General features: G+C 55.7%; 17 protein-coding genes and 1 tRNA gene. 8 read left to right on the top strand and 10 right to left on the bottom strand.

From position 1 onward, the window contains the following. Positions 1-27 precede the first annotated feature (27 nt). The 4 genes from PW789_RS01270 to PW789_RS01255 all read left to right on the top strand — a co-directional run bounded on the left by PW789_RS01270 (position 28) and on the right by PW789_RS01255 (position 3398). Positions 28-801 (top strand): ribonuclease HII, encoded by a 774-nt coding sequence (locus PW789_RS01270; protein ID WP_299370439.1) that lies wholly within the window; start codon positions 28-30, stop codon positions 799-801. Then, positions 801-1514: a PIG-L family deacetylase gene (locus PW789_RS01265; RefSeq protein WP_299371578.1), complete on the top strand. Its 714-nt coding sequence runs from the start codon at positions 801-803 to the stop codon at positions 1512-1514. Before PW789_RS01270 ends, PW789_RS01265 begins: the two co-directional genes overlap by 1 nt. Further along, a complete protein-coding gene (gene pdxH, locus PW789_RS01260) occupies positions 1511-2119 on the top strand; it encodes a pyridoxamine 5'-phosphate oxidase (RefSeq protein ID WP_299370437.1) in 609 nt (202 codons plus the stop codon). Before PW789_RS01265 ends, pdxH begins: the two co-directional genes overlap by 4 nt. A gap of 82 nt (positions 2120-2201) precedes the next feature. After that, positions 2202-3398, top strand: coding sequence for a Gfo/Idh/MocA family oxidoreductase (locus PW789_RS01255; RefSeq protein WP_299370435.1), 1197 nt, complete (start codon positions 2202-2204; stop codon positions 3396-3398). Positions 3399-3460: 62 nt separating this feature from the next. Here PW789_RS01255 and PW789_RS01250 read toward each other — a convergent pair whose 3' ends face one another. Next, a complete protein-coding gene (locus PW789_RS01250; RefSeq protein ID WP_299370433.1) occupies positions 3461-4165 on the bottom strand; it encodes a sulfite oxidase heme-binding subunit YedZ in 705 nt (234 codons plus the stop codon). A gap of 5 nt (positions 4166-4170) precedes the next feature. Further along, a complete protein-coding gene (msrP, locus tag PW789_RS01245) occupies positions 4171-5160 on the bottom strand; it encodes a protein-methionine-sulfoxide reductase catalytic subunit MsrP (RefSeq protein WP_299370431.1) in 990 nt (329 codons plus the stop codon). Positions 5161-5308: 148 nt separating this feature from the next. On the opposite strand from msrP, the gene PW789_RS01240 reads away from it, so the two are divergent. The 3 genes from PW789_RS01240 to ligD all read left to right on the top strand — a co-directional run bounded on the left by PW789_RS01240 (position 5309) and on the right by ligD (position 9946). Beyond that, on the top strand, positions 5309-6079 hold the full coding sequence (locus PW789_RS01240) for a 2-keto-4-pentenoate hydratase (RefSeq protein WP_367182456.1): 771 nt from the start codon (positions 5309-5311) through the stop codon (positions 6077-6079). 191 nt (positions 6080-6270) lie between these two features. Next, on the top strand, positions 6271-7212 hold the full coding sequence (locus PW789_RS01235; protein WP_367182455.1) for a Ku protein: 942 nt from the start codon (positions 6271-6273) through the stop codon (positions 7210-7212). 28 nt (positions 7213-7240) lie between these two features. Continuing rightward, the gene (gene ligD, locus PW789_RS01230) at positions 7241-9946 is read left to right on the top strand and encodes a DNA ligase D (protein WP_299370429.1); all 2706 of its coding nucleotides are present in this window, start codon (positions 7241-7243) and stop codon (positions 9944-9946) included. 18 nt (positions 9947-9964) lie between these two features. On the opposite strand, the gene PW789_RS01225 is transcribed toward ligD, so the two are convergent. The 8 genes from PW789_RS01225 to PW789_RS01190 all read right to left on the bottom strand — a co-directional run bounded on the left by PW789_RS01225 (position 9965) and on the right by PW789_RS01190 (position 18421). After that, on the bottom strand, positions 9965-10642 hold the full coding sequence (locus PW789_RS01225; protein WP_299370427.1) for a queuosine precursor transporter: 678 nt from the start codon (positions 10640-10642) through the stop codon (positions 9965-9967). Positions 10643-10684: 42 nt separating this feature from the next. Next, positions 10685-10762: transfer RNA gene (locus tag PW789_RS01220), tRNA-Glu, on the bottom strand. Between the two features lie 118 nt (positions 10763-10880). Continuing rightward, positions 10881-14054 (bottom strand): efflux RND transporter permease subunit, encoded by a 3174-nt coding sequence (locus PW789_RS01215; protein WP_299370425.1) that lies wholly within the window; start codon positions 14052-14054, stop codon positions 10881-10883. 32 nt (positions 14055-14086) lie between these two features. Further along, the gene (locus PW789_RS01210; protein WP_299370423.1) at positions 14087-15304 is read right to left on the bottom strand and encodes an efflux RND transporter periplasmic adaptor subunit; all 1218 of its coding nucleotides are present in this window, start codon (positions 15302-15304) and stop codon (positions 14087-14089) included. A gap of 15 nt (positions 15305-15319) precedes the next feature. Beyond that, positions 15320-16636: a TolC family protein gene (locus tag PW789_RS01205; protein ID WP_299370421.1), complete on the bottom strand. Its 1317-nt coding sequence runs from the start codon at positions 16634-16636 to the stop codon at positions 15320-15322. After that, a complete protein-coding gene (locus PW789_RS01200) occupies positions 16636-16995 on the bottom strand; it encodes a DUF190 domain-containing protein (protein ID WP_299370419.1) in 360 nt (119 codons plus the stop codon). Before PW789_RS01200 ends, PW789_RS01205 begins: the two co-directional genes overlap by 1 nt. 21 nt (positions 16996-17016) lie before the next feature. Then, positions 17017-17799 (bottom strand): hypothetical protein, encoded by a 783-nt coding sequence (locus PW789_RS01195; protein WP_299370417.1) that lies wholly within the window; start codon positions 17797-17799, stop codon positions 17017-17019. Between the two features lie 346 nt (positions 17800-18145). Beyond that, complete coding sequence (locus PW789_RS01190) at positions 18146-18421, bottom strand: hypothetical protein (RefSeq protein WP_299370415.1); 276 nt, start codon at positions 18419-18421, stop codon at positions 18146-18148. A gap of 33 nt (positions 18422-18454) precedes the next feature. On the opposite strand from PW789_RS01190, the gene PW789_RS01185 reads away from it, so the two are divergent. Further along, positions 18455-18790, top strand: coding sequence for a hypothetical protein (locus tag PW789_RS01185; protein ID WP_299370413.1), 336 nt, complete (start codon positions 18455-18457; stop codon positions 18788-18790). Positions 18791-18817 lie beyond the last annotated feature (27 nt).

Raw genomic sequence — 18817 nt, 5'->3', positions numbered from 1 at the left:
CGAGGCGATACACTTCATGCATACCGTATGGCTTCAGCAACTCCATCCATTCGCTCCAAGAAAAACGTCGTCAAAGCTGCAGCCGCAAAGCAGCGGATGCTCAAGCAACTGATCTGCAGCGATGCCCCGGAGCAGGCCCTGCGTCACTGTGGCTTTCTCATGATCGCCGGCGTGGACGAGGTTGGACGCGGTGCCCTCTTCGGCCCTGTAGTTGCCGCGGCTGTGATCTTGCCGGAGACGGCAGGTGGCCTGGCCTCCGCGGGACTCAAAGACTCCAAACAGCTGCCGCGCGAGGATCGTGAGCGCCTGGATGTGAGTATCCGTAGCATGGCGCTTGCTGTGAGCGTTGCCGAAGTCGACGCGGAGACGATCGATCGGGTCAACATTTACCAGGCGACGCGCATGGCGATGCTTGCGGCGGTTCAGGGCCTCGATGTTGTGCCCGACCACCTGCTGATCGATGCCATGCGAATCGATCATCCCTGTCAGCAGACGAAGTTGATTTATGGCGATTCCCTGAGCCTGTCGATTGCCGCGGCCTCCGTGGTCGCGAAGGTGCATCGCGATGCGCTGATGCGCGAGCTTGATGTAGAGCATCCCGGTTATGGGCTTGCGTCACATAAGGGCTATGGAACTCCTGCTCACCGGAAGGCGCTGCTGGTGCAGGGACCGTCGATGCTGCATCGTAGGAGCTTTGCCCCGGTCCGTGCGGTGGATCGTAATGCAGAGCTTGAGGATCTTGTAGCCGGGGAGCTGTTTGAATCGGAGCCGGAGGAGGAGTTGGTTTGGCCCATCGACTGATGTGCGTCGTGGCACATCCTGACGACGAGTGTTACGCCTTTGGAGGTGCGCTGGCCCTGGCAGCAGAGCGAGGAGTCGAGACGTATGTTGTCTGCATGACAGACGGGCAGGCGGCACGGCACCGAGGCAAGAGTAGTTCGGGGTCAGATCTGGGTAGAATGCGTCGAGCTGAGTTTGCGGCTTCGTGCAGCGTGCTGGGTGTAACGCAGCACGAATGTCTCGACTACCAGGATGCCGAGATGACTGGTGTGCCTTTTCTTGAAGCCGCAGGAAGACTTGTAGAACGGATACGGCGGTTTCGCCCCAATGTCGTCGTCACCTTTGGTGGGGATGGTGGCATGAACTCTCATCCGGATCACATGATGGTGTCGTTTCTGACGACTGCAGCGTTCCACTGGGCCGCGCAGGAGAAGCGGTTTCCTGAGACGGGGCCTACGTTTCGAGTCGACAGGCTCTTTCATGTGACGACAGATTACTTTTTGCCGGAGCGTCAGCAGCCGATGCCGCTTCCCTGGTCGGCTGTGCTGGACATTCGCACTGTACGGGAGAAGAAGAACGAGGCGTTTCGCCAGCATGTCTCACAGGCTCCGCTCATGGAGTCCACGCTAAGTTTCTTTGAACAGCATGGCGGCCGGGAGCTGTACGCGTTGATTGCAGCCAACAAGGCACAGCCATCAAAGCAGATGACGGATCTGTTTGAAGGATTGCAGTGATCAACTCTATAGATTTCGCAGAGATCGAAGCTGCAAGTGACCCGCTGGTTGTATTTGAGCAATGGATGCGGGATGCGACACGCAGCGAGCTAAACGATCCCAATGCCGCCGCACTGGCTACGGCAGATCAGGATGGAGCGCCAAGCGTGCGGATGGTACTGATCAAAGAAGTCGATGAACGCGGCTTCTGCTTCTTTACCAACGCGGAGAGCCGCAAAGGCTTGCAGCTGGCAGTGAATCCACGTGGAGCGCTGTGCTTTCACTGGAAGAGCCTCACGCGTCAGGTCCGCGTGGAGGGGGCTGTGGTTGAGCTGCCGCCAGCGGATGCCGATGCCTATTTCCATACGCGATCGCGCGTGAGCCAGCTTGGGGCAGCGGTGTCGCGTCAGAGCCGTCCGCTGGAGAGCCGAAAGGAGCTGGAGGATAGCGTGGCGCAGTATGGCGCGGAGCATCCTGACGTGGTGCCACGTCCACAATGGTGGAGGGGGTACGCGCTGCAGCCTGAGCGTATTGAATTCTGGCTGGCCGGCGATGACCGGTTACACGACCGTATTGTGTTCACGCGCAGCGGCACAGAATGGGCTCGGCAAAGGCTCTTTCCATAGAGATCGCTACATCTCCTGAAGCCAAAGCTACCTGAGTGTTGATATAGTTCGCAGTGCAACAGAATTGCCTCAGGAGATGAACATGGCGGCGGATGGCTTTGGGCGCAGGGATTTTTTGCGAGCGGTAGGTTCGGCGGGTTTGATGGCGGGAATTCCTGCCTTTGGGGAGATCAATCCCTCACATGTAACGTATGAAGTCGCAGCGCCGGATCCTGGGGCTGACGAAAAGCCCAAGCACTCCATCAAGTTCGCCGTCTGCGGCATGAGCCATGACCATATCTACGGCATGGTTGGAGCGATTCAGCGTGGTGGCGGCGTGCTGGTGGCGGCCTACGGCGCGGAGCCGGACAAGCTGGCAAACTTCAAGAAGAGGTTTCCCGATGTGAAGATCGCCTCTTCCGAAGATGAGATTCTCAACGATTCTTCGATCCAGCTGGTTCTGAGCTCGACGATCCCGAACGAGCGCGCTCCGCTGGGCGTCCGCGCCATGAAGCATGGCAAGGACTACCTGAGCGATAAGCCAGGGGCGACGTCGCTTGCCCAGATTGAAGAGATTCGCAAGACGATTGCCGAGACGAAGCGGATCTACGGCATTCTGTACAGCGAGCGGTTTGAGGTGAAAGGCGCGGTGAAGGCTGGCGAGCTGGTGAAGAGCGGCGCCATCGGCCGGGTCATTCAGACAATCAATATCGCTCCACACCAGATCGTTCAGCATGGTGTCGATCCCTATGCCGGTGGTGCGGGAGGACGACCTGAGTGGTTCTGGGAGCCGGAGCGCTATGGCGGCATCCTGACGGATATCGGCTCTCACCAGGTCGACCAGTTTCTCTACTACACGGGGTCGACGCAGGCAGAGGTCGTGGCATCGCAGGTGTCTAACGTCAACCACCCGCAGAAGCCGAAATTCCAGGACTTCGGCGACATGATGCTGCGTGGCGACCGCGGATTTGGCTATGTCCGGCTGGACTGGTTCACGCCGGATGGCCTGGGAACGTGGGGAGATGGACGGCTCTTTATCCTGGGCACCGAAGGCTATATCGAAGTGCGGAAATATACGGATGTGGCACGCAGCAAGCAAGGCAACAATCTCTATATCGTGGACAAGAATCAGGCACGTTATATCGATTGCAACGATGTGACGCTTCCCTTCGGCCCGCAGTTTGTGGCGGACATAGTGAACCGCACTCACATCGCGCAGGATCAGACGCAATGCCTGTTGGCGGCGGAGTTGGTGGTGCGAGCGCAGATGAAGGCGCAGCATGTGACGTTGAAGAGCTAACCAGCAAAGGTTGAGTTGCAGCGAATTGAGCGGCCCCGGCAAAGATGCTGGGGCCGTTTTCGTTACCTCGCGGCTACTACTTTTGTCGTCGAGACAGACCGCTTCTTGAGAAGGACGTATCCCACGCGCGCCAGCAGAAGAACCGCCAGGATTGCCGTGTCTTTCCATGGGCTGAGGACGCCGGTCTTAACGAGCCACCAATAGTGGATCACTGCGGCGGCAGCGGCAAGATAGACAAACCGATGCAGGCGCTGCCAGTTCTTGCCGCCCATTGCTCTCATGATGGCAGCGGGCGATGTTGCGGCCAGCGCGAGGAGAATGAGCCATGCCAGGAAGCCGACCTGGACGAAGCGCCGCTTCATGACATCGTCCCAGATATAGGGCCATACCTGGCGGAACTGTTCGAAGATGACCGCGGGGTGGCCAGCTCGTAGACCATCCAGGACCGCGACAACGTCGTACCCGGAGAAGAGAAAGAGATACGTTGCCAGATGCAGCGTCGCATAGAAGAAAGCGTAGAGGCCAATCAGGCGACGAAAGCGGATGAGCCAGGAGATGCGGACGGAGATTCTGCGAATTGGCGTGATCGCCAGCGAGGCCAGCAGAATCCAAAGCGCCCAATTCCCTGTGAAGTGGGTGATGAAGTTAATGGGATCGGAGTTGAGAGCCAGTGCGCCGGAGCTATAAAAGCGATACAGCGACAGGAGCGGAAGCAGGCAGAGGATATGCGTGACTGCCTTGAGGAGAATGATGGTCTGCTTCTGCATTGTGATCAGTAGTAGCGCTTGAGGTCCATTCCATTGTAGAGGCCCGCCACCTGATCGGCGTATCCGTTGAACATCTGTGTCGGGATGTAGTGCGGTAGTAACGAGTTGTCGATGCGGCGCTCACGCGCCTGTGTCCAGCGGGGATGGTCGACCTTGGGATTCACGTTGGAGTAGAAGCCATACTCCGAGGAGTTGATCTCGTTCCAGGTGGTGTGGGGCTGCTTGTCTGTGAAGTGAAATCGAACGATCGACTTGGCGTTCTTAAAGCCGTACTTCCAGGGCATGACGACCCGGATGGGCGCGCCGTTCTGGTTGGGCAACACCTTGCCATAGCAGCCGAAGGTAAGAAGTGCGAGAGGATTCATCGCTTCGTCGAGCCTCAGGCCCTCGCTGTACGGCCAGTCATAGCCAAAGGGCAGGTCGGGCATCTGCTTCTTATCGACAAGGGTGACAAACTGAACGAACTTGGCGCTGGGCAGCGGTTCGCAGAGATTGATGAACTCGGAGAGCGAATAACCATCCCAGGGGATGACCATCGACCAGGCTTCGACGCAGCGGTGGCGATAGATTCTCGACTCTAACGGACGGTGCTTGAGAATCGTGTCGATGTCGAGCGTCTTCTGCGTTTTGACCATGCCAGTTACCTGAACGGTCCAGGGACGGGTCTTCAGTGTGCCGGCGTGTTTGGCCGGATCGCTCTTATCCGTGCCGAATTCGTAGTAATTATTGAAGCTGGTTGCCTTGGCGTAGGGCGTCTGATTCTCGGAGGTATTGAACTTTCCTGGGGTTGAGGTCAGGGTCTGGGCATGGACGGTGTCGGGAGATGTGAAGTAGCTGGAGAGGCGTGATGCGGCTGCGATTCCAAGTCCAACTGCAGAGGCGCCCCCTGCAATCAAAAGCCGACGCTGCTTCCGAAACCCTTCAAAGGATGATTCGGACGTGATATCGGCTGACTTTATCTCGGGATCGTATCCTCTTGCGTAATTCCGCTGCATTGTGACTTCCCTTCTGTGTCCCGCGCGCCTCACTCGTATGCGGCACTCTATTGGATAGAGTAGAGGAGCAAAAGGTAACGAGGTCTTTCTATCGTTCCTAAAAAGCGTGAGTTGCACAACAAGGCACGATAGGAGCACACTGTTCGGCATGATGACTGGAGCGCGTGAAAAAGACCTGATTGAAGCTGCTGACCTCCTCCTTGACGCAAGAAGGACCGGCAATCCCATTGCCGACCTGCCGAAAGGGCTGCAACCGACCTCGTTGGAGGAAGCCTACTTTGTGCAGGACCGTATGTCGTGGGCATTCGAGGAGATCGGCGGATGGAAGATCGGAGCCGCGTCTGCTGAGGCAATGCCGTCGTTCGCCCCGATGCCTCGTGCCTGGATCTCCTGCAGTGGATGTGAGCTGAGAGGCGCAACACATCGTTACCGCGGCCTGGAGGCCGAGATTGCCTTTCTGATGGGTGCTGATCTTCCGCCGCGCCAGTCACCCTATTCGATGAGCGAGGTTGTAGCTGCCATTGCCAGCATGCATCCGGCGATTGAAGTACTGGAGACGGGGCTGGTCGATCCTGCAGCCGCCAGCAAATTTTCGGGAGCTGCGGACATGGCCCTGCATGGCGGTTTTGTTTATGGCGCAGCGGTGCCGAACTGGCAGCAGATCGACTTTGGCAAGGAATCCGTCACACTTGTAGTCGACGGTGCTGTCCGCGTCGAACGTACAGGCTCTAATACTGCTGGCAACCTGATGCGGCTTCTCCCCTGGCTGGCTAATGAGGGTTCGTTGCGTACAGAGGGACTGAAAAAAGGAGATTGGATTACAACCGGCAGCTGGACTGGCAACACGCTGGCCTCTGCGGGCTCAACAGCGGAGGCTCGGTTCAGCACGGCAGGACTGGTAGCGGCCCGATTCTCTTGAGTTCCTGTTACCACCTGGCAAACACTACATGACGGGTTGAATGTGGGAGGGCCCCACCCTGGTGGGGTTCTTCTGATTGTTCCAAAAACCTTCTGGAATACAGGCATCGATAGCGATAAATTGGGGCTTCATAGTAAAGAAGGTGTCGTTGCAGCTTGTTGATTGCTCTTCTATTGAGCGGATAAAGGCGGATGATCGATATGGCACGTCCTTACTGGTCCGGACAGGTTCAAATCTCACTGGTGTCGTTTGGCGTCAAGCTGTTTGTCGCGACAGAAGCAAAGAGCGAGATCCGCTTTCATCAGATTAGCCGTAGCACAGGGGAGCGGGTGCGTCATCAGAAGGTTCTCTCCAGCGCGCTGGAAGACAGCCCCAATGAAGCAGCGAACCCTGTTGCAAAGGATGAGATTGTAAAAGGCTACGAGTATCGCAAGGGCGAATACGTCATCATTGAGCCAAAAGAGCTTGAGCAATTACGCGTGCCTTCAAAGCACGCTATCTCAGTAACTCAGTTTGTCGACATGAGCGAGTTGAGCCCAGAGTATCTCGAGAAGCCCTATTTCCTGGTGCCGGAAGACGATGTTCAGGCCGAAGCATTTGCAGTGGTTCGGGCGGCTCTGAAGAAGACGAAGAAGGCGGCTCTCGGAAAGATTGCCTTTAGCGGAAGAGAGCATATCTTCGCCATTGCAGCGGCCGAAAACGACGACCTGGGAGGCATGATGGGCTACGTCATGCGATATCAGGAAGAGCTGCGAGATCCTGCCGAGTATTTCAAAGAGATCAAGAAAGTTCCGGTCAATGAAGACTCGCTCCAGCTCGCGATGGAGTTGATTGCACGCAAGTCGTCACCATTCAAAGCCTCGGAGTTCAAGGATGGCTATGAAGCAGCGGTACGCGAACTGGTCGAAGCAAAGGTGAAGCATGTGGCAGTGCCGCAGGAAGAAGAAACGCCACGTCGTGCGCAGGTTGTCAATCTGATGGATGCTCTGCGAAAGAGCGTGGGCGAAGAAGAAAGCGGCGCTGTTGTTGCAAAGAAGCCATCTGGCTCCGTTAAAGCATCAAAGTCGGAGACGAAGCGCGGCATCTCCCTTGTGAAGGCGGGTAAGGCATCCGGCAAGCGGCGTTCCGCATAGCTTCGCATCCTGAGCGGAGTGAAGCGTGATGGCACCGTCAAAATCGTCTGGTCCTAAAGAGGGATCGTCCACGCCGAAGGTGAAACGCAAGCCGATCCGTAAAGCAAAGAATGCGAAGGAGCTCGTCGACGATCAGTTAGCCAGGTACCGCTCCATGCGGGACTTTGCAATTACTGACGAGCCCAGCGGAGACGCGGAAGCAAATGGCCGTGGCACCCTTCCCTTCTGTGTGCAGAAACACGAGGCGTCTCACCTGCACTACGACTTCAGGCTAGCGTGGAATGGCGTTCTGAAGAGCTGGGCGGTCGCCAAAGGCCCCAGCTACTTCACGGGGGATAAACGGCTCGCTGTTCAGGTAGAAGACCATCCCCTGGAGTATGGGGGATTCGAAGGCGTGATTCCAAAGGGCCAATACGGTGGCGGCACCGTGATGCTTTGGGACCAGGGGTCGTGGGAGCCCCAGGCAGAGTACAGCGATGTGGAAGCCGGTCTGCGAGATGGCAGTCTGAAGTTTGTTCTCCATGGAGAGCGGCTCAAAGGCAAGTGGGCGCTGATCCGCATGAAATCAAAGGCTAAGGGCACGAAGAGCAACTGGCTGCTTATCAAAGAGCACGATTCATATGAGCGCAGCGAAGACGTCACTCCAGTCACGGAGGCACAGCTCACAAGCGTTGTAACAAAGCGGACCATGAAGGAGATCGCCAGCAACGAAGATCATGTCTGGCAATCTGCCAAGGGAGCAGCGACCAAGCCAAAGGCAAGCATGAGACAGGCAAAGGGGAAGGTTGATGTACTCCCAGCTCTGAAAGAGCAATTTGAAGCGCTCGCTTATGAAGAACCTCCTCTCTTCATTCCTCCCCAGCTGGCAGTGATCGCAGAGGTACCACCTTCCAGCGAAGGCTGGCTGCACGAGCTCAAACTGGATGGCTATCGCATCCAGGCAAGAAAGTCCGGCGATCGTGTAGCCATGCTCACGAGGACAGGGCTTGACTGGACTCACCGTATGCCTGCGATCTCTAACGAGATCGCTGCACTCCCGGCAGAGGATGTAACTCTGGACGGCGAATTGGTTGTACTCAGCGAGAACGGCACAACAAGCTTCGCCGATCTTCAGGCTGCTATGCAGGAAGGTGCGGCTGGTGACCTCAGCTACTTCGCATTCGATCTTTTACACCTGAACGGAAGGAGGGTGAGAGATCTAAAGCTTGTCGAACGCAAGGAGTTGCTCGCGGATCTACTAAAGCGATCAGAGGTGAATCGCATCCTCTTCAGCGAACACCTTGAGCGCGGTGGAGAGAAGCTTCTGCTCGAGGCCTGCAAGCTGCATGCAGAAGGGATCGTCTCAAAGAAGTCCGCTAGTGTTTATCTCTCGGGACGCAGCAACGACTGGATCAAGACCAAGTGTCTTCACGAACAGGAGTTTGTGGTGGGAGGCTTCACGCTTCCCACAAATCATATTCATGGAATTGGCGCTCTCCTGCTGGGGTATTACCGCGATGGTGCTCTCATCTACGCTGGGCGCACTGGCACGGGGTTTACGCAAAAGACGCACCGACTGCTGCGTGATGCGTTAGATCGATTACGGCAATCGAAATGCCCTTTTGAGGCGATAGGCGTTGAAGCGCGAAAGGGTGCACATTGGGTCAGTCCCGGCCTCGTCGTTCAAGTGCGCTTCGCAACCTGGACGGGAGACGGCCTTGTCCGTCAGGCAGCTTTTCTGGGTATTCGTGAAGACAAACAGGCCAAGGATGTTGTTCGTGAAGAGGAGTCATCATCGTATGGCGCGAGAAAAGGTCGAAGCGGCATGAAGTCAAGTTCTTTGCCCGCGGCGAAGAAAGCTCCTCAACCTAAGACGCCCGACCGGGCACGCACCACCGTTCGCCTGACTCATCCAGAGAAAGTACTCGATGCAAGCTCCGGCCTCACGAAGCAGATGCTGTCGGATTATTACCGCGCTATCGCGCCTTATCTGTTAGCGGAGATTATCGATCGGCCGGTAAGCCTTGTGCGCTGTCCCGACGGCATTGGGAATGGATCGTTCTTCCAGAAGCATCGGAATGCGATGCTCCCAGCCGAAGTGAAGCAAGTGGACGTGCCGGATAAGAAGACAGGAAAGATTGAGCCCTACATCACGATCGATAGTGTTGAGGGGCTTACCAGCCTCGCGCAGATCAGCGTGCTGGAGATACATCCCTGGGGTTCGCGCAATGAACATCTCGAACATCCGGACCGCCTCATCTTCGATCTTGATCCGGACGAGGCTTTGACCTGGCAGGATCTTCGGGAGGCGGCTGAACTCGTTCATGATCGCCTTGATCGAGTGGACCTGAAAAGCTTCGTCAAGACCACCGGCGGCAAAGGATTGCACGTGGTATGCCCGATAGCGCCGGATAAGTCATGGGAACCTGTGAAGACATTTGCGCATACCTTTGTATCCGCCATCGAAAAAGAATTTCCTCAACGCTACCTGACGAAGATGAACAAGGCCGCGAGAAAAGGAAAGATCTATCTTGATTACCTGCGCAATGAACGAGGAGCGACTTCAGTAGCTGCCTACTCTCCACGCGGGCGCGAAGGGGCGCCCGTGTCGCTTCCTCTTAGCTGGAAGGAATTGAAAACAGCGAACAGGATGCCTGTGTTCAACGTGGCGGAGTATGAGTCATGGAAGACCAGGCTCAAGAAAAATCCATGGAAGGCCATCGACACCATAAAGCAACGTCTGCCAGATACTTGATCGATGAACGCAGGAATGCTAAAAGGCGAAGGGATTGAAATTTTCGTCCCTGTCAAAGGTATCGGTCTTCTCGGCTCGCTTGAGCGAATTGACCACCAGATATGTCATCGGGGTCGCAAGAACCTCGTAGGTGACCTTCAGAAAATAGCCCGTCACGATCATGTTTAGAAGTGTCGAGAAGGTGACGGTTCCACCGAAAGTAAGAGTAATCACCAGCGTGGTGTCGACTGCCTGACCGACGATGGTCGATCCGATTGTGCGAGTCCAAAGTTTTTCGCCATTCGTGAAAAGCTTTAGGCGAGCCATTGTGTACGAATTGGCAAACTCGCCGGCCAGGAATGCGATGAGGCTTGCGGCCAGGATTCGGGGGATAAATCCGAAGACGATCGAGAATGCCTCCTGGTGATGCCATCCAGGAGCAGGGGGCAGGGCGATCGTAATCGTCGCCATCAGATAGAGCAGGGCCGTTCCGAAGAAGCCGAGCCATATGGCCCGCCTTGAAGCTGCGAAGCCGTAGACCTCTGTGAACACATCGGAAAAAATGTAGGTGATTGGGAAGAGCAGGACGGCGCCGCTGACGGCAAAAGGGCCAATCATGCAAACCTTCTGCGCTACCAGATTTGACACAAGAAGAATGACCACAAAAGCTGTTGTCAGTGCATCGAGATATTTATATCGGGGGCTGATGGCAGACATAGTTCCCAAGACGGACGGTTTCTCTTGAGTAGTGAAAGCTATTGGCGTCCCCGACGGGATTCGAACCCGTGTTATCGCCGTGAAAGGGCGGTGTCCTGGGCCGGGCTAGACGACGGGGACGCTGAAGAGAAGTGCGAAAATCCAAGATTATCGCACTTCTCAACGCTATCAATATCGCTTTTCCCTGTCAAAGAAATCGAAAGGATGACTTGTCGAGTCATCACTCTGATGGCTTGCATCAAGCGTGAGCAACTGAGTTGCCGGCCTTGTTCTTATAGACGAGAAAGAATCCTGCAGGCACGAGGAAGACCGTCAGAACGACGGAGACGGTCAGTCCTCCAATAAGCGCCTGTGCCAGCGGGGCATATGCTTCACTTCCCTCACCTAGTTTGAGCGCCATCGGCAGCAGGCCGATGAGCGTGGCGAGAGACGTCATCAAGATTGGGCGCAGACGCACGCGGCAGGATGTTGTGATAGCCTCGCGAACTTCCATCCCTTCCTTCATCAGGTGATGTGCGAACTCCACGATCAGAATGCTATTGGAGAGTGCGATGCCGGCGAGCATGACAACTCCCATCAGCGACATAACGTTCAATGTCGTCCCCCACAAGAGCAGAGCTACGATCACGCCGGTGATGCCAGGGGGCAACGCCAGAAGAATGATGAAGGGATCTATGAAAGAGCGGAACTGCGCTACAAGGATCAAAAAGAGAAGCAGCACCGAAAGCATAAGACCGATAGCAAAGCTCTTGAACGAAGCGTTCATCGAATTCACGCTTCCGGTGAGTGAGATTTTGATTCCCGGGGTAGCGGGAGTTGCTGCAATCACCTTATTGATCTCGTCGGTGATGCGATTGAGGCTCTCCTCCTGAGGACGTACATAGACATCGACAAATCTACGAATCTGCGTGTGGTCCATCTCCGTCGGGGCCTTGAATTGTTCAATGTTTGCGACCATGTCCAGACGCGTCGGCCTTGAGATGTTCGTTCCATGCAAAGGTATTGCCTTGAGATCTTCGATGGACTTGACCTGGCCCTCTTTATATTGAACGGTGAGGAAGTAGTTGTTACCACTCTTGGGGTCGATCCAGATGCTGGGAGCGATCATTTGATTCGAGGTGAGAGCCGTAATGATGTTGGAGACAACTTCCTTTTCGGTCAGACCTAGTTGGCTTGCTCTGGTGCGGTCGATAGCGATGCGAAGCGACGGGTAGTCAATGTCCTGCGGAATGTAGACGTCTGCGACACCGTGAATGCGCTGCACCTTCGCGGCGATGGACTGCGCAAGATTATAGTCAGCAGTCATATCGTTGCCGGCGACACGAATGTCGATTGGAGCGGGAGCTCCCATGTTCAAGACTCCATCGACGAGACTGCCGCTGGAGAAGAAGGTCTGCAGTTCAGGCATCTGGTTTGCCAGAGCCGCCTTCACCTTGTCGATGTAGGTGTAGCTGCTCACCGAGTGGTCTTCGGAGAGTGCTACCTGAGTGAAACCGGTGTGCATGGCCGAGTTTGGAGTAAAGAGAGCCGAAAATCCAGGATCCACTCCGATATTGGTTACCGTCAGCCCCATGTCGTGCTTGGAGACGATACCGCGCACGATGCTCTCAATCTTTGCAGCCTCGGCCTCGGTATCAACCAGCTTTGTGCCGGATGGTGCCTTGAAGTTGATCACAAACTGACCGGCATCGGTGCGTGGAAAGAAGGAGAGACCCAGCAGAGGAAACAGCAGAAGGCTCAGGAGGAAGATAACTGCAGAACCAGCGAGGACCGCCCGTGGGGCTTCGAGCACTTTCTGCACGAGCCTGTCGTAGCGATGCAGTAATACGTCAAAGCCTGCAGCAAACCGCTCATTGAATCGGGCTCCAAAGCTGCGCTTCCTGCCGGGTGCCGCGGATATAACAACCTCATCTTCCGCAGATTCATGAACCAGCTCACCGTGTGGACTTTTGATAAAGCGTGCGCAGAAGAGTGGAACTACGGTGAGTGCGACAAAATACGAGGCGAACAGGGAGATCACGACTGCAAGGGCGAGAGCCGAGAAGAGAAACCGGCTGACACCGTAGAGCATTGTGACCGGAAAGAAGACGACGACCGTGGTAAGTGTACCGGCCAGTACTGGAAGTGCAACCTCCTGACCACCCTTCTCGGCAGCGACTACAGGTGGTTCTCCTCCCTCAAGGTGACGGAAGATGTTCTCAAGCACTACGACGGAGTTATCGATGAGGCGAGACAATGCCAGCGCAAGACCACCGAGCACCATGCTGTTGATAGAGCTGCCGCTAAGTTTGAGCACGAAAAATGTTGTCAGCAGGGACAGCGGGATCGAGAAGAAGACGGCTAGCGTGGCACGCATACTTCCGAGAAAGACGAGAATCATCAGGCAGGTCAGGAAGAGTCCGACGCCGCCTTCGTGAACCAGTGTCTCGATTGCTGTTTTGACGAAGCGAGATTGATCGAAGACGACGGTCGTCTTCAGTGAGGCGGGCACGTCGTACAGATTCTTCAGCGTGGAGCGAACACCGTCCACAATTGCGATTGTGTTGGAATCCGTGCCGGCCTTGAAGATTGGAAGGTACACCGCGCGCTGACCGTTGACGCGAACAATGTTGAACTGACGGCTGAAGGAATCCTGCGCAACAGCTACATCGCCTACGCGCACAGGAGACTGGCCTTCCATCTTCAACGGCACTTGTGAGATGTCAGCCGCAGCACCCAGCATCGAATTGGTATAGAGGTCATAGTCGTTGCGCCCGATCTCCACATCGCCAGCGGGTAAGATCACGTTGGCTTCGTTGATCTTTCGTACAACGTCCATAGGACTCAACTGATTGGCTTCAAGCTTGTAGGGATCGGCATACAGCATGATCTGCCGCCAACGTCCGCCGAACGGTTGCGGTACAGATGCGCCGTTCACGCTGGCGAGCTGGTTGCGGACGAAGTTCTGTCCAAGGTCCTTCAGCTTGCTCTCATCAAGACCGGAGCCCGCAAGCGTGACGAGGGACACGGGGATACTTGCCGCATCCTGCTTCAGGATGATGGGAGGATACGTGCCTGGCGGCATGTCGCGAAGATCGCTCATCGCGAGTGATGAGATTGATGAGGCATCTGCGTCCGGATCTGTACCGGCTCGAAAATAAACCTTGATGAGACTCACACCCGGTAGAGAGCGTGACTCCATATGGTCGATCCCACTGGCAAGTGTGAATTGACGCTCCAGATGGTATGTGATGTTTGTCTCAATTTGAGCTGGAGGCATGCCCGAATAGAAGGTTGCGACAGCAACAACAGGCAGGTTTACCGCCGGAAACATGTCAACCGGCATGTCTGAAGCACTCACCGTGCCCAGAATCATCATGACCAGGCACAGGACAACAATCAAATAGGGGTTTCGAATGGAAAATCCCGACATCTATCCTCGCTCTTTTTCTACAGGCGGAGTGCTTAGCTGTGTGCTGACTCGTTTTCGTACGTTGCGGGGCTGGCTTTTACCTTCTCTCCTTCAGAGAGGCCGGTATGGCGGCCAACGATCACCTGATCTCCGATGGTCAACCCTGTGAGGACTTCAAGTCGTGTGGAGGTTTGCAGCCCCGTTGTGACCTGGACAACGTGCACCACGCCATCACGGACGACATAGGCCTGTTCCACACTCGTACCGAGCCCATCAATCGCATCGATAGGCACACTCATGACATTGGGCCGCTCTGCAAGATGCAAGTGAACCTGTGCGTACATGCCGGGAATCAGACTGCCATCCGTATTAGGCACGTCCACCTGCGTATCCATAGTCCGTGTCGCCATCTGTACCGCACCTGCGAAGCGAGAGATTTTGCCATGGAACGTGCGGTTTGGATTGGAGACCGTGACATCGACTGTCTGACCATCCTTGATTTCGGCGACAGATGTAACGGGGACAGGAAGTGTAAGCCGGAGGAGGTCGTATTGTGCAAGACGGACAACAGGCATTGCCTGCGATTGAGAGGCGATGCCCGCCTGAATCATTGATCCCGTGCTCGCGTACCGCTTCGTGATGATGCCGTTGAAGGGAGCGCGAATCGTCGCATATTGCATCATGGCTCCGGCGCGATCGTATTCCGAATCTGCTGCGACCTTTGACTCCTGCGCCGCTCGAAGGCCAGCTTTCGCACTGGCAAGCTGTGCGGTCGCTTCGGCATCATGGGACAGTGCTACATCGACATCCTGACGAGGCACCAGGCCTTTATTTTTTGAGGCAACTTCCTGAATGCGCTGAAAGGATAGATGTGCGATGTTTGCTCCGGCTTCAGCGCGGTGAACGCCCGCTTCCGCAGTAACAACATTTGCTTCAGCAGCAGCAACGCCTGCCTTAGCCTTCTGGAGTTCGTCCTGAATTTCAGGAACTTCAAGAATCGCCAGTACGTCACCGGTCTTTACGTGCGTTCCGATATCGACGTGAATGGTGCGGACGTATCCAGCGACCTTGGCCATGACATCTACATCCTGAAATGGCTCAAACTCTGCAGACAGGACGATGTTGTTCTGCAACGTTGCAGGGCCCACCGTAGCTATCGGCACGATGGGAGATTCTTCGACTGGTGGTGCGCTTGATTTGCAGGAAGTCAGAAGGCAGGCACTCGAAACAGTTATAAAACCGAGGGCCAGTACACGTCCTTTGTTCGTCATTACGAGATGGTCCTTTCAGTTCAGGAGTCCTGCCGCGAAGTCCAGCTCCGTGCGGCGTGACAGATAGGTGTAGTTGGCATCGGCAGCCGTAATCTCAGCAGAGGTCTCATTAACCTGCGCTTCATTCAGTTCAACGATGCTTCCCAGGCCAGCGTCATATCGAGCTTGCGCAAGACGAAGCGCTTCTTTTGTCTGCGCAACAAGCCTGCCGGTCACTTCAAGGCTCTTGAAGGCTTCGTTGGCTCTCTGCCAGCTGTTGCGAACCTGTTCGGTGACTTCCAGATGCAATTGCTGTACATCCTTCGCGCGAGCATCTGCTTCGAGTTCAGCTTCTGCACGCCGAGCGCCGAAGAGGCCGCCATTGAATATCGGGATATTCAGGTTGAAGCCCGCGGCCGCGTAGTTATCCTGCAGCGTGTGGTCGTGGTAAGGAATCTGACCGGCTGCCCCGATGATACCCAGCGTCGGATAGCTCAGGCGCTTCTCTGCCTTTGCAAACTGTTGTGCAGCATGCTCCTGGGCCACGGCACCGTTCAGGTCGGCACGTTGTGCTTGTGCGTCCGCGAGGAGTGATTCCGGATCGGGGGGAAGAGTTTCAGGAGACGACGGCTCGGCAAGAGGCGATGTGATCTGCTGCGTACTTCCCATGGAGGTAGCCAGCCTGGAGCGCTGCTGCGCGACAAGGCTTTGTGCCTGGACGACAGCAAGATCGGCCTGACTGGCAAGCACCTCGGCGAAGTTTACGTCGACCGTAGACTTCAACTCACTTTGAGCCAAAGCATTTAACTGTCGAGCAACAAGGTGACGATTGCTTTGAGCGGCCATCGCGGCTCGAAGCACGGCTTCGGCTCCGAGCACCTGATAGTAGGCGCTACGCACGTTGAGTCTGACCTGAGCCCTGGTCAGGGTCGCAAGATCCTCCTGGGCCTGCGCTGAGGATCGGCTGCTGCCTACCAGGGCGCTCGTGCGGCCAAAGTCCGTGACCAGCTGAGTAAGATTGCCACCATAAGCGAAGCGGTCGGAGACAGCGGATGTCGTGATGTTTCCCACTGCGGTCGCAGTGCCTGTGTCTGCTGCACGAGCACCTGTTGCACTAAAGCCGACGGTCGGAAAGTAGGCCGAACGTGCCTGGCGAACGCGTTCTTGGATTGCTTTGGCTCTCAGTTGTGCGGCCAACATGCGAGGCTGGTTCGCTAACGCTGTGGCCTCCGCCTGCGCGAGAGGTAGAGGAGCTTCCGTTGACTGCGTCTCCGGGGTCTGCGCTTGCAGACTGACCCCGCCGAGAGAAAACACAAGGATAGAAAATACTGCAATCGTATTCCTGCAATTCATCAGGCGAGTACCTTCTCTCTGCCTGCGACGCTCTTCAGAATCTGGGTAGGATGCGCTTCAACCAATCCATCGGTGACCATCTCAAGAAGCAACGGAAGAATAACCTCTACTTTCTCGGGTGTGTCGATGAAGTAGAGCAACGTAGGGAGATGTAATCCCGTGACATCTCCCTCATCTGCTTTGTGCAGTCTTCGATTGGAGCCAAATCCCGCATAAGCATGAAGAACCGTAGCTCCTCCGATGCCAACATCACTCTCTTGCAGCAGCTTTAAAAGCTCTTCCTGAAGAAAGCCTGCACCTGCTGCTGTGTCTCGATTGATGTGGATGGTGACTTTGACAGCCGGTCCTACTGGCAACATGTATCCCTCACGATCAACCTGCTACTTGCTAGCGATGCTCTCAGGCATAACTTCCAGAAGAGCGGTGGTGTTGCGCCAGATCTGAGGATTCGAGCGTGTCGACGACAGTTCGATACGGGAAGAGTCGACATTGCCGGAGGACAAGAGCGACATACCGTAGAAGCCATAGAGGCCGCAGGCCGAGGCCGAGAAGATCGCTACAGGCTGCTCGGTATCGCCGGCATCGCAAGCCACAGCATCACGCGAATTTGCCAGCAGATGCGCGAATGCGCCTCCGTGCTTGTTGTAGCCCACGACATCGCCATCCTGATTGCGAATCTCACTTTGGGAGGGCGTCAACTGATCGCCGCCAACCTGTGTAGTTGTCGAGAGTGAATCGAGATCGGTCGATTTCGGCTCGGATGCCTGCCTGCTGGTCAGCGGATCTGCCATGGCGCGTAGTGTCACGTTTAGCGGAACCTGAGTTCCCTGCACTTCCAGAGAATCGATCTGAATCCGCAATGTACCGGCGGCCTGCTTCGCATAAGGGGTTTTGTCATATTCGAATGCCGCGGCTTGAACAACATGCCCCAGCACAATCGCACCGGACGGAACGACGCGACCGTCAGCAAGATGGACCGGCTGCATCGTCCTGGCCTTGACTGTATCCCCGGCCTTTGCGTGAGCGGCGCTTACCGTTGCCGTGAAGGTAATCGGCAGCGTTGCGTGGGCCGGGAGTTGAGCGGCTCCTGTCGATGCATGACCCTGCGCTGAAAGAACGCTTACCGCGGCAAGGAAAAAGGGCGTAATGCGAAGAAATGACATATGATCTCCTCCAACAACACCTGAAGTTGATCACTTTCCTCCCTTACAGAATCTTGACATTTCTCTTACAAATGCGCGGCGACCGCATCGAGTCTCCTCTCTGTCTTCGCGGATGTAGTTGTGGAAGATGTCGACGCGGTATGCCTCGATCCGCGTGGAGATATGCGTCGTTCCTGTGGCGCGAATGGCTGCGTCATCCATGAGAGCAAAGTGAATCTGATGATTCAGCCATAACGTGCCATCCGTGGATCATCGCATGGGATGGTAGACCACGGCCGGAACTTGACGGTCGCGTAAGTGATGCGCTCGGCTACGACACCGGCATCGGAGAAAAGCTTGACCAGACTCAGGTGCGCAACCCGGGAAGATGATCGGGATGAAGAGCTGTCGTTTGATCTCGCGGCGCCAGGCAGCATTGCGCTCTTTGCTTTGGAGTCAGTTCCCAGCCCGGCTTCGTGTAGCGGAGCCTTGAAGCGGCGCCAGGCAGCATTGCGCTTTCCTGAAAGTACTGATTTGGCCGGATGTCACCGCCGCCACCAGCGGTGACCTGTCCTCGGAGCAAGGCCGTGACGGTCAGGGCGCAAATCAACGTAATTGAAGGCAAGAATGCTGATTTCTTCATGGGATGAGATGCTCCACAGCAGAGGGCGCCAGAATGCTGACAGCTTCTTTAGATGAAACGCAGAACGAGGATACGGTGAGAACACGGGCTGGACTGCAAGGCTGGCTCGGTTGGGGCGTTGGCGTCGACTACCGGTATTCCAACCGTGCAGGCCCCTGGAATGCCAAGAAGAAGAATGATCGCGGGAGCAGGGGCGGCTTCCGACCAGAATGGTCCTGTTGCCACCATAAAAGCTTTTTCACAGGCCACTCCGTGGGCAAAAATGGTGTGACCAATATGGCGCGTTGTTTTGACTTTTCCCGATGGTCGGAAATTCTATCAATTTCAGGAAAATCATCAATTATCAGTAATTTTCAAGCGAATATCTGAGTTCTTCTTTATAGAGTCAACTGCCGT

Origin of the sequence: Edaphobacter sp., assembly GCF_028283685.1 — a bacterium.
Lineage (GTDB): Bacteria > Acidobacteriota > Terriglobia > Terriglobales > Acidobacteriaceae > Edaphobacter.
Note: the sequence above shows the minus strand (reverse complement) of the source record. Positions and strands in the feature narration are given on the sequence as shown.